Raw genomic sequence first — 12,025 nt, forward strand, 5'->3', positions numbered from 1 at the left:
GATGATAAGAATTTTACAATTATTTTTTGGCTATTTGAGTGATGTGGCAAAAGGAGCAGAGCGGATTTTGCCACATCGGTTCGGCGGATTATATCCGCAGATGTTGCTCGTCGCTACACGAACTTCGCACATCCGTCGAAACGTTATATGTCATTTAAAAAAAATAACTTTAAACAAAGAATAAATAATGAAAAAAATTTTCGCTATTGTAATCATTACAATTACAAATCTATGTTTTGCACAAAATGTTAAAAACAATGAATTAACAAATTTTGGACGTATTAATTTAGGGTTGCACGGACTTGATGCCTCTTATGAAATGCTAATTTCAAAAAAAATAGTTTGGGAAAACAGTATTGGTATGGGTATGGGTAGTAGTGTATATGGAAGTTCTGTTGAATATCTATTCGACTTTACCAAACCTACACCTTATATTAAATCAGAATTAAAATACATTTATAATACTGAAAGGAGAATTTCAAAACAAAAAAGTATTCTGAATAATTCAGGAAATTATATTGGATTACAAACAAAATATAGTTTTGGAAATAATAATCATTACAAGTTAAACCAAACATTATTGACAGAGATTCATTGGGGAATTCAAAGAAATTTAGGAAAAAAATTCTTATTCAACACTCACATTGGACTTGGATATATTACAGATTTTGATTCGAAAGATGGACATATAACACCTACAGTTGGATTAAGATTTGGTTATAAAATGTTCTAAAAAGCGACAGATAACATATTCTATGACAAAACACAAATAAAAAATCCGATGACACAGATTTCTATTCTGTGACCTTCCACAAATCATATCATTTACTTTAATTAGATTTGTTAAGAACGAATAAACAAAAACTCAAATAACGAACAAAATAAATACTTACAATCATTTACAAACGAATATTTCCTTGATTATAAGAATTTTACAATTGTACTTCGTCTATTTGAGTGTTGTGGCGAAATCCGCTCCGCTCCTTTCGCCACAACGTTCGCGCGGATTACATCCGCTTGTTGTGCCGCCGCTTCGCGGACTTCGCACAACAAGCGGATTTGTAAAATTCTCAAATCTCGAACAAGTTCGGATTTGGAACTTCACAAATCCGCGCGAACGTTATCGGTAATCTCTAAAAAACTATTAACATAACAGAGAATGAAAATTAAAATTATAATATTTTTTTTACTAATTATTAACCTTTCTTTTAGTCAGCAGAAAAAAATAATTAATAATGAATCTACGACTTTCCAATTAACAAGTAGAGATGAAAATATAGATTTTATAGTTTTTGATACAAAACTTGAAACTAAAAAGCCTATTTTTCTTTGGTGTCAAGGTTCACTTCCTTATCCACTTTATGTAAATTCGAAGGAAGGAATCTGGTTAATTGGCGGTGGAATTACAAATTTTGATATTGAGAAGATTACAAAGAATTATTATCTAGTAATCGTCTCTATGCCTAAAACGCCATTAGTTGCAGAGGAAAGCCAAATAAATGATTCCTATTGGTATTTTGGCCACTCAAAGGACAAAAACATTCCAACAGAAGAATTTCAAAAAGCAGATTTTTTAGAAAACTATACAAACCGAGCAATAAAAGTTTTAAAGTTTTTGCACAAGCAAAAATGGGTTGACAACTCAAAACTAATAATTGCAGGTCATTCACAAGGTTCAAAAGTTGCCACAAAAATTGCGAAAAATTATAAGGCAGTAACAAAACTTGGATTATTTGGAGCAAATCCATTCGGAAGAATTGATCAAAACATAAGAGAATCAAGAAAAGACGCAGAAAATAAAAAAATAACTTGGGAAAAAGCAAATAAAGAAATTGAGGAAGAATATGAAATTTATCGTAATGCGAATAATCCGCAAAAAGTAAAAGCAAATGTCAATTTAATTGCATGGAGATCTTTTTCCGAACCTTTAATAGACGATTGGTTAGAAATTAATAAGCCAATTTATTTAGCGTACGGTACATACGATATCGCAAGTGATTTATGCGATTTGGTTCCTTTATACTTCATAAGAAATCATAAAACTAATCTGACTTATAAAAGATATCTAAACCTTGAACATAATTTTTTTGAAGTCGGTGAAGATGGAAGAGCAAACCACGATAAACCACATTGGAAAGAAGTTATGAATAATTTTGTTGAATGGACTTTGAAATGAAAATAAAGAGACTACCGATAACAGCGGTAGCTGTTGCACAACTCCTTTTTTTAGAAAATAGTTTTCAAAAACATAAAATTTTGACCTCTTTAGAAGCAATTTTAGAGAGGTTTATTTTTTAATTAAGATTCAAAATCATAAAATTTGGGGTGCTTAAAATTGAGTTATTGATGCTTGGGAAGACTGATTTTATAAAAGCAAAGTTCTTCCCTTGTTTTAGAGATAGAACTTGGGCTAAAACACTCGGTTTTTTGGTGATAAAGCGTAAGTATTTTTTCAAGTTGTAGGTTAAACTTGCCATTAATACGTGTTTGTTTGCGTTTTTGATGCCTCGTGTATTGACTCTCTTCATGTTCGTAAAGTTGACCAACGTTCCTATCACGGGTTCTACTGTTTTACTTCGCACTTTTACCATTTTCTTGGCATATTTCTCGTTTTGGGTGAGTTTTTGGTGCATGCGGTCGTAATGTTCTTTGTGGATGCTGTCGTCTAATTTTTTGAACTTGGTGCTTTTGCCACAGCATTGTTCTCTTAGTGGACAGTTTTTGCAATCTGTTTCGCTACTTCGGTACGTTCGTTTGGTGTAGCCTTTACTATCCCTTTTTTCGCCTTTGAAAAGCAGTTTCGCTTGGTTGCCTTCGGGTTTTGTGCATTGGTAATAATTTTCTTCTTTGTTGAAGGTAAAACCTTCTCGCTCGGGTTTGTATTGTCCGAAGTTTGGGATGTAAGCGTTGATGTTTTTTTCATGTAAATACGCCAATGCTTCACCACTGCTGTAACCACCATCGGCTAAGAGTTCTTCGAGTTCGATTCCGTTTTCTTTTAAGTTTTCTTCGGTAAGTTCTACAATTTGTTCTAAACATTGACTGTCGCGTTTATCAGCAAAATCAGAACACGCTCCTGTAATGACATGGTGCGCATCGTCTACTGCGATTTGTCCAAAATAATTTAATTGTCTCGCTTTGCCAGGTTTTACGCTTACTCTGGCATCTGTATCTGTGGGAGAATAATGGGTGTGATTAGACAAGTATTTGGGACGGATGAGATTGCCGTTTTCGTCGGTTTGATTGCTGTTGCTATTTGCTGGCATTCCTTTATACGCTTCTGCTTTCCAATCGTGGTGGCGTTCTACCAGTTTCTTGCGGGTGGAAGTTACTTTGTATTCGCTGTTTTCTTCTAATTCGTTTACAAAAGCACTGGCATCTTCCAAAACTTCCTTCTCTACCAAACTATCCATACTGGCGTTGGCTTTGATGAAAACGCTGTCCACCGCTTGTCGTTTACCACGAACCATGCCTTTAGAAACGCACATTCTCAAGACTTCTTTAAACAAGTTTAAAAACACTTCTTCGCCATATAAATTGCGAGTTCGGCTAATGGTACTGTGCCAAGGAAGCTGCTCATGTACATCATAACCTAAAAACAATCGTATCGACAAGCTATCACTACAAAAAGCAATTAATTGTCGATCACTATTGATGTTATTCAAATATCCCACCAACAATATCTTAAAGAAAACTACAGGATCTATACTCTCTTGGCCTTCTTTGCCATAATACTTTTGAGTAGCTTTGTAAATGAAATGTAAATTGAGTTCGGTTTGCAATTTTCTGTAAAAATTATCCTCTGGAACCAAATCCAACAAATTAACCGAAACAAATAATTGGGGCGTAAAACTCTTCTTTCCTTGCATATTTAAATTTACGAAATATCCAATTTTTATACAAATTTTTGTATATTTGAGTTGTGCAACAAGCACAGCGGTTTTGCAAGATGCGGGGTTGAAGGAATCCTTAGAAAGACTTGTAAAAAATACCCGCAAAAAACTTTTCCATTTTTATATTTTTTTGTAATTTTAAAAAATGGAAAAAGTTTTTGCTAGCGTTCAGTTTCCCTTACAACTCTCGGTTGCAGTAACCCGCACCTCGCAAAGCCCCTTTCCGTTGTAGGATATTTAAAAGCAATAACTGTTATGAAAAAATAAACAAAATTGATAATCAAACAGAAAAAAAACAGTATTATTTCAAGCCGTATCTAAAAAAAATTGTTCAATAATGAATAAATTAAAATTATGCATAGTAATAATTACTGCTATGCTTTTTTCAGAATCGTATTCTCAGGAAAATAATAAGTTTTCATTAGGGTATGTTATTTCGAAACCAGAAAAAAGCCAAGGTGATTTTTTATTAAATGGATTAGAGTTTGAATACAGTAGATTCTTAAACAAATCATTATCATTATCTGCAAATATTGAGTTTGACAGACATAATAATTTTCCAAAATTTGTTAATGGGGGTATGAATACTGGATTAAATCCTAACCCTGAATTATTAAAGTATATTTATACTAATGTTCGTTCAGCAGGAGGATTATGGACAAAAGTTAATCAAAGTATTTATTCTATAAATCTCAATTATTTCCCCATAAACAAGAAACATCATAATCTATACATTACAGGTGGTTTTGGCATTAATATCCAAGACGCTTTAGAATATGGTATTGAAAGTGCTAAAATAAAATATTATGAAAATGGCACTACTGAATTAGTAAATTACACTGACTTTTATTCTCAAAGAAGTTCAAACACCATTATTTGTCAAACAGGTGTTGGATATGATTATCTTTTCTTAAACAGCAATTGGTTTATTGGAACCAATTTGAGATTACAATTTCCTATAAAAAGAGATGATTTCTTTTTTAAACATGGTGGCTTTAGCTTTGATGAAACCTTAAGATTAGGTATAAAGATTGGAAAAAAATTTTAAAAAAACATCCTACAACATATTCTATGTCAAAAAACAAGAAAAATTTTAAATATTTTCAATTGGCAAATTGATGGGTTTTTACATAGGGCGTTTCTCGTTTGATGTCTGCAAAAATGCGGCTTACCCGATGGCGCGGATTTCTAATTCGTGACTTAACATAAATCATATCATTTACTTTAATTAAATTTGTTAAGAACTAATAAACAAAAACTCAAATACTGTAACAGAAATTTACGATTATTTAGATGAAAAGAATTTTATAATTACACTTCGTCTATTTGACCGTTATATGAAATAATGCATAAAATCGCATAGAATATGAAAAATTTATTTAAATCAACATTATTTTTACTTATTTCGGTAATTTTAATTTCTTGCCTTCCTATGTCAGGAACTCCAATGACAGCATTTATTGTGAAAAATACTTCTGAAAAGCCTATAAGTTTTTCTGCAAGCGTTATAAAAATGTCGCAAACGTTCGGACCTCAAGAAGTAACAAATTCATTTACGGTTAAAGCAAAAGACAGCATTATTGTAAGACAAACTTATTTCAAAAAAGATGGCGAAAATCCACAAAAATGGTTTTCTAAATTTGATATCTTTCCAGTAGATGGTATTGAAATGAATAATCCAAACCTTGCTGAAAATTGGAAAAAAACATCTAATGACAATGTTCCAACCTATACATTTACCATAAACAAATGAAATCTCTAAAATTAATCTTACTTTTTACTTCGGTTTTTGCATATTCGCAATCCAATATTTTTGATAGACTTTCTGTATTAGACAACAATGGGAAAACTTGGTATAATATTGATGGTTACAGCGTAACAAGTGAAGTTTTTAACAATTCTTTTGACGAAAAAGGGTTAAAGAAAATTTTTAAAAAGCATAATATTACTGAAACCGATTTAAAAATTAGAGATGAAAAAATTGATTTCAATAATTATTTCATCACAAAAAAACAGAATATCGCTGGAAACATTTTTCAAACTAACAATTACTATTTTGTGGAGAATCCTAACAATACTACTACTGTTGTTTGGTTTGTAAAAAATGGAATCACAGATAGAGAGACCGAGGAAGAATTAGTTAATAGAATAATTAAGAACCAAATTCCTAGAGAAAATTTTGTTCAGTTGCAAATCCAGTCAATTGATTTTGTAGGAAGAAAAATAGAACTTGGGAATAGTTGCTATTGGTCATATTTAAATACGGTGCAATGTCCTTACTTTGGAGAAATGAATTGGTCTATCCATAAAACTTTGGAAGACGCAAAACAATCTATTGAAAATCAATTTAATATAACAAAAACAAGGAAAAATATAAAAATTGCAAGTGAAAATATCGTTGATGTCGAATTTGAAGGCGTTCCAACCAAAGCAAAAAAAGTTATCGTAGAATTTACTGGAGTGACTTCTGCTTTAGCGGGAATGTCAGGAGGTAAATCATTGACCGTTTATTACATTGCAGAAAATGTGAGAAACAAGAATATAAGTTGTGTAATGAGTTTTTGGAATAATGATCTAATTAATTCTGACACGAAATTACCTCCATTATTAGAAAAAGTAATGAATGTAAAATAACCCGATACCTCAGCTTTCGAACCGTGACTACAAAACAGAACCGTGTCATTCTGAACGAAGCGAAGCGTAGTGAAGAATCTCTTCAAAAGGCAAAATATTTCAACTTCGCAACTTTACAAATTCACGATTTTACAAATTCACGACTTTACAACTCTGTGACTTTCCATACTCATATCATTTACTTTAATTAAATGTCTTATAAACGAATAAACAAGAACTCAAATACCGAACTAAACAAATGCTAATAATAATTTACAAACTGATATTGATTCGATTTTAAGTGTTTTACAACAATACTTCGTCTATTTGAGTCTTATGTGTAATATTAACCAAAATATAAAATGAAAATAAAAAAAATAATAATTAGCATATTAACTGCTCTTGTTTTAATGATATCAATATTCCTATTTATGAATAAGGATAAGTTTGTCTATGTAGGTTCAGTAGATATTATTGAAGTCGATTGCAGCAAAAAACGACAAATCTTGAGCGAAGTTTTAGAAAGTGACCAAAGGATCAGAAAATCAAATGACTTCATCAAATACGCTAAAGAAGATCATAGGAATCAAGAATTAGTGATTAGTATTATTGAAAAGTGTGGTATGCCAACATTGAAGGAGGTAGGTCATAGACAAATGGACGCAATCTGGTTGGGACTGCAACATAGTACTAAAGAAATTAGAAGAAAGTATTTTCCACAAATAGAGAAAGCGGTTAAAAATGGAGACTTATCTAAACAACAATATGCACTGATGAAAGATAGGATTTTAATGGACGAAGGAAAACCCCAAATATATGGTTCACAAATAGAAAATGGTAAATTGTATAAATTAGAAAATCCTGAAACTGTGAATGAAAGAAGAAAAGAAATGGGAATGGAACCAATAGAGGATTATTTAAAAAATTTCAATATTAAATTTAATCCGAATTAAAATACTACACATAACATTGGAATTGACAAAATGCGGGCTTGAAGTTGGTGCTGAAATTGTGAATTTTTTATTCTATCCCGATAGCGCGGGTTTTAATCCGTGACTACAAAACAGAATCCTGCCATTCTGAACGATGCGAAGCATAGTGAAGAATCTCTTCAAAAGGCAAAATATTTCAACTTCACAACTTTACAAATTCACGATTTTACAAATTCACGACTTTACAACTCCCGATAGCGTAGATTTCTAACCGTGACTTTTCATACTCATATCATTTACTTTAATTAAATGTGTTATAAACGAATAAATAAGAACTCAAATACTGAACTAATTACAATTATTAGATGATAAGAATTTTACAATCATTCTTTGTCTATTTTGTGTGTTAGCCGGAATCTCTAAAAAACTACTACATAATGAAAATTCAATTTTTTCTTTTCCTATTGATCATAAATTACACATATTCTCAAGATAAACTTTTTTTATATGATTATAAATTCATTTCTGATTCTACCAATAGAATGAATGTAAAAAATGAAATAATGATTTTGAATGTTCAGAAAGATAGAACAGAATTCTATAGTTACGAAAGATATTCTTCTGATTCAATACAGTTATCTGAAAGTAAAAAAGGGAATATGGCTATGCCAAAAAATAAAGTTCTGATTAATGAAAGAATTATTAAATATCCTAATTCAAATCAAATTGATTATATAACTTTTATGTCTTGGGATAAGTATATTATTAAACAAGAAATAGATCTAAACTGGAAATTGAAAAATAGATTTTCAAAAATTTTAGGTTATGATGTGCAAGAAGCAACTACTGAATTCGGTGGAAGAAAGTGGGTTGCTTGGTTTGCAAAAGAATTACCAATTCCAGACGGACCTTATAAATTCAAAAATCTTCCTGGTTTAATTTTAAAAATTGAAGACACTAGTAAAAGTCATATTTTTGAATTAAAGGGAATAAGAACAAATGATCATAATTTTTCTTATCCCAATTTGAACAACTATAAAGAATATAAATTGAATTTTGACCAATACGTGAAAAAGTTTAAAGAGTATCGTAAAAACCCAACAGCTGATTTAATGGGTCAAATTCCTGACCAAAGAGATGCAGAAGGAAACTTCAAAACTTCCGCTCAAATAATAAAAGAATTAAATGATAAATGGTTAGAAAACTTTAAGAAAGATAATAACATCATAGAAATAAACTTGCTACACTAAAAAAAACGATGGTGCGGATTTTTAATCCGTGACTTCCTTTATTTCATAACTCATAACCCAATTCTTAAATTTTAATAACCTCCTGAAATGAAACTAATACCAATTTTATTTTTTATGATTACTTCATCATTTGCATTTGGTCAATTTAATAATAAAAAAGAATTCAAAAAAGTGACAAGTGAAATCTTAGACATTATTAAAAGAAAATCAATGGTCAGAGATTCTATTGACTGGCCTACATTTACTCATGAAATTGAAAACGATGTCAATGAAACAGAGATATCCCAAGCAAATTTTATAATTTATAAGATTATCAGAAAACTAAGAAGCTATGGAGATAATCATTCCATTTATCAAGACAAAATTGAGACTGAGACCTATTATTCAAAAAAAGATTCAATTTCATACCCTACCTCTAAATTAATAAATGGAAATATAGGTCTTTTAATTTTACCATCTCATTTATCAATGAATCCAGAGGAAAATTTAAAATATGCTACTATTCTAAGAGAAGAAATTCAAAATTTGGATCAAAACCAGATTTCAGGTTGGATTGTAGATGTAAGAGAAAATGAGGGAGGTAATATGTGGCCAATGATTGCAGGACTCAATCCTTTAATTCAAGATGGAATTGTAGGATTTTTTGCAAGTAATAAAACCATTACAAATTGGTATTCAAAATCAATAAAGCCAATTGGGGTTAAGAGAATGACAAATAATTATAAATGCAAGGATTTAAGCAAAAAAATTGCAGTTTTAATAAGTGACAAAACAGCAAGTAGTGGTGAAATGACAGCAATATCTCTTCTAGGTAGAGAAAATTCAAAAACATTTGGTAATAAAACTGCTGGATACACAACAGCTAATGCAATGTATAAACTGAGTAACGGGGCAACTCTTCTTTTAGCGGTGAGTTATTCTATGGATAAAAATAAAAAAAAATATACCGATGGAATTAATCCAGAGGTATGGATTGAAGAAAATGAGGATATATTAGGGAGTGCAGTAAAATGGCTAGAAAAATCAGAATAAATAAACATCGATAGCATGGATTTCTAATCCGTGAAAACAAATCAGAAACCTATCACTCTGAACGAAGCACAACACAGTGAAGAATCTCTTTATAGGTAGTATTTCATTAACTGTGTAAGTTGAAAAGTTATTCTGAAAAATTTTGAGCAATAAAAGCTCAAAAAATTTTTCGGAAATAACTTTTTACTATTTTATATATTTACATAGTTATGATTGACAAAGAAGACTTATTAAACAACAAGGATTTCTACAAATCCTTTAAGAATGGAGAAGATTTAACCTCATTCTTTAAACAAATGCACAAACGAGCTGTAGAACACATGCTCGAAGCCGAACTTGATGCTCATCTCGACAACGAGAAACACGAAAAAACCACCACTGGAAACTATCGTAACGGACACGGAACCAAAAAGATAAAATCCTCATTTGGTGAATCTGAAATAAAAATTCCCAGAGATAGAGAAAGTAGTTTTGAACCAGCTCTAGTTCCTAAAAGACACAATATTATAGAAGGTTTAGAAAATATCATTATCTCCTTTTATGCTAAAGGAATGAGCGTGAGCGATATTGAGGAGCAAATTCGTGAGATGTACGATTTTGAAGTCTCTACTTCTACCATTTCTAGGATTACTGATGCAGTTGCAAGCGAAGTAGTGAGTTGGCAGAATAGACCATTAGAAGACCTTTATCTCATTGTTTGGATGGATGGAATTGTCTTTAAAGTTCGTGAAAACTCAAAAGTCATCAATAAAACCATCTATTTAGCGGTAGGTTTAAACCGTGATGGCAAGAAAGAAGTTCTCGGAATGTGGCTCGGAAAAAACGAAAGTTCTAGTTTTTGGATGACTGTTTTAACCGATTTAAAAGCTCATGGTGTAGAAGATATTTTAATTACAGCTACCGATAATTTGAATGGATTTACCCAGACTATTCGCTCAATTTTTCCTGAATCTCAAACCCAAATCTGTGTAGTTCATCAAATTAGAAACGCCTGTAAATACGTGGTTTGGAAAGACAGAAAAGACTTTACTGCCGATATGAAGCACATCTATAATGCTCCAAATAAACAAGCGGCAGAAGCCGCTCTGAATGATTTTGCAGAAAAATGGGAATCCAAATATGCTTATGCGATAAAATCGTGGAGAGATAATTGGGACGAACTGACTGTATTTTTTGACTTTCCTTTGGAAATCCGTAAAATTATTTACACTACTAATTTAATTGAAAATCTCAATGGAAAAATCAGAAAATATACCAAAAACAAAATGTCTTTCCCTACGGATGATGCAGTCTTGAAGTCGGTTTTTCTTGCTTTAAAGGAAGCTACCAAAAAATGGTCAATGCCAATCCAAAATTGGGGTATTGTTTTAAACCAATTTATGCTTATTTTTGACAAAAGGCTCAGATTATAAAATCCAAGCCTTAACTTTTTAACTTACACACTTTTTGGGATAGTGTCTCTTTATAATAGAATAGGTTCTTTTCTACCTACATAAACTGAAAAACCTGTGCACTTGCCAGAACATCTCTGATGTTCCTCAGTGCTCTCGAAAACACAATCATTTCACCAATTCTCCGTGAACTTTGTAATAGAACTACTCGCACCTCGCATCTCGTATCTCGTATCTCATCCCGCATCAATTTCCACCCCGCTTCAAAGCGAATGAATTTCGCCAACTTTGCCCCCCTTAAAAATATAAAGAAAATAAAGAAAATCTTTGCGTATAAAAACAATTACCCAAGAAAACCCATCCCAAGAATCCCCATGTCTCGCATTTCTAATCCGTGACTACAAACCGTAACCCTGTCATTCTGAACGAAGCGTAGCAAAGTGAAGAATCTCTTTATAATAGAATAGGTTCTCTTCTACATACATAAACTGAAAAACTAGTGCGCTTCCCATAACATCTCCGTTGTTCCTTAGAGCCCTTAAAAACACAATCATTTCACCAATTCTCCGTGAACTTTGTGATAAAAAATAAGCTCATTTTCCACATCGCTTCAAAGCGAATGAATTTCACCAACTTTGCTCCCTTAAAAACATAATGAGAATAAAAAAATCTTTGCGTGTAAAACTATTTAGGTTAAAAACCCCATCCCAAGAATCCCCATGTCTCGCATTTCTAATCCGTGACTAAAAACCAGAACTCTGTCATTCTGAACGAAGCGTAGCAAAGTGAAGAATCTCTTTATAATAGAATAGGTTCTTTTCTACCTACATAAACTGAAAAACCTGTGCACTTCCCAGAACATCTCCGATGTTCCTCAGTGCACTCAAAAACACAATCATTTCACCTATACTTGG

The 12,025-nt window shown here is 31.7% G+C and carries 10 protein-coding genes; 9 read left to right on the top strand and 1 reads right to left on the bottom strand.

The window, feature by feature from the left end:
* Positions 1–187: 187 nt before the first annotated feature.
* Entirely contained in the window at positions 188–733 is a 546-nt protein-coding gene (locus KKQ79_RS03505; RefSeq protein WP_104792580.1) for a hypothetical protein, read from the top strand.
* Between the two features lie 426 nt (positions 734–1,159).
* Complete coding sequence (locus KKQ79_RS03510; protein WP_069797055.1) at positions 1,160–2,176, top strand: hypothetical protein; 1,017 nt, start codon at positions 1,160–1,162, stop codon at positions 2,174–2,176.
* A 118-nt stretch (positions 2,177–2,294) separates the two neighbouring features.
* Here KKQ79_RS03510 and KKQ79_RS03515 read toward each other — a convergent pair whose 3' ends face one another.
* Positions 2,295–3,869 carry an IS1182 family transposase gene (locus tag KKQ79_RS03515; protein WP_213189007.1) on the bottom strand — a complete coding sequence of 525 codons (1,575 nt, stop codon included), beginning with the start codon at positions 3,867–3,869 and terminating at the stop codon, positions 2,295–2,297.
* Between the two features lie 361 nt (positions 3,870–4,230).
* On the opposite strand from KKQ79_RS03515, the gene KKQ79_RS03520 reads away from it, so the two are divergent.
* From KKQ79_RS03520 to KKQ79_RS03550, 7 genes are all read left to right on the top strand, one after another.
* Positions 4,231–4,941 carry a hypothetical protein gene (locus tag KKQ79_RS03520; RefSeq protein WP_213189008.1) on the top strand — a complete coding sequence of 237 codons (711 nt, stop codon included), beginning with the start codon at positions 4,231–4,233 and terminating at the stop codon, positions 4,939–4,941.
* 318 nt (positions 4,942–5,259) lie between these two features.
* A complete protein-coding gene (locus KKQ79_RS03525) occupies positions 5,260–5,646 on the top strand; it encodes a hypothetical protein (RefSeq protein WP_213189009.1) in 387 nt (128 codons plus the stop codon).
* The gene (locus tag KKQ79_RS03530) at positions 5,643–6,527 is read left to right on the top strand and encodes a hypothetical protein (RefSeq protein ID WP_213189010.1); all 885 of its coding nucleotides are present in this window, start codon (positions 5,643–5,645) and stop codon (positions 6,525–6,527) included. The genes KKQ79_RS03525 and KKQ79_RS03530 overlap by 4 nt, the downstream gene beginning before the upstream one ends.
* A 341-nt stretch (positions 6,528–6,868) precedes the next feature.
* Positions 6,869–7,459, top strand: coding sequence for a DUF6624 domain-containing protein (locus tag KKQ79_RS03535; RefSeq protein WP_213189011.1), 591 nt, complete (start codon positions 6,869–6,871; stop codon positions 7,457–7,459).
* A 416-nt stretch (positions 7,460–7,875) separates the two neighbouring features.
* Entirely contained in the window at positions 7,876–8,688 is an 813-nt protein-coding gene (locus KKQ79_RS03540) for a GLPGLI family protein (protein WP_213189012.1), read from the top strand.
* Between the two features lie 87 nt (positions 8,689–8,775).
* On the top strand, positions 8,776–9,720 hold the full coding sequence (locus KKQ79_RS03545) for a S41 family peptidase (protein ID WP_213189013.1): 945 nt from the start codon (positions 8,776–8,778) through the stop codon (positions 9,718–9,720).
* Between the two features lie 209 nt (positions 9,721–9,929).
* Entirely contained in the window at positions 9,930–11,132 is a 1,203-nt protein-coding gene (locus KKQ79_RS03550; protein WP_213189014.1) for an IS256 family transposase, read from the top strand.
* Positions 11,133–12,025 lie beyond the last annotated feature (893 nt).

Source organism: Cloacibacterium caeni (genome assembly GCF_907163125.1).
Taxonomy (GTDB): domain Bacteria; phylum Bacteroidota; class Bacteroidia; order Flavobacteriales; family Weeksellaceae; genus Cloacibacterium; species Cloacibacterium caeni_B.

Bases quoted from the DNA above. Each gene is read 5' to 3' on its own strand.
- KKQ79_RS03510 (WP_069797055.1), top strand. From the start codon at position 1,160: ATGAAAATTAAAATTATAATATTTTTTTTACTAATTATTAACCTTTCT.
- KKQ79_RS03515 (WP_213189007.1), bottom strand. From the start codon at position 3,869: ATGCAAGGAAAGAAGAGTTTTACGCCCCAATTATTTGTTTCGGTTAAT.
- KKQ79_RS03545 (WP_213189013.1), top strand. From the start codon at position 8,776: ATGAAACTAATACCAATTTTATTTTTTATGATTACTTCATCATTTGCA.
- KKQ79_RS03505 (WP_104792580.1), top strand. From the start codon at position 188: ATGAAAAAAATTTTCGCTATTGTAATCATTACAATTACAAATCTATGT.
- KKQ79_RS03525 (WP_213189009.1), top strand. From the start codon at position 5,260: ATGAAAAATTTATTTAAATCAACATTATTTTTACTTATTTCGGTAATT.
- KKQ79_RS03540 (WP_213189012.1), top strand. From the start codon at position 7,876: ATGAAAATTCAATTTTTTCTTTTCCTATTGATCATAAATTACACATAT.
- KKQ79_RS03535 (WP_213189011.1), top strand. From the start codon at position 6,869: ATGAAAATAAAAAAAATAATAATTAGCATATTAACTGCTCTTGTTTTA.
- KKQ79_RS03520 (WP_213189008.1), top strand. From the start codon at position 4,231: ATGAATAAATTAAAATTATGCATAGTAATAATTACTGCTATGCTTTTT.
- KKQ79_RS03550 (WP_213189014.1), top strand. From the start codon at position 9,930: ATGATTGACAAAGAAGACTTATTAAACAACAAGGATTTCTACAAATCC.
- KKQ79_RS03530 (WP_213189010.1), top strand. From the start codon at position 5,643: ATGAAATCTCTAAAATTAATCTTACTTTTTACTTCGGTTTTTGCATAT.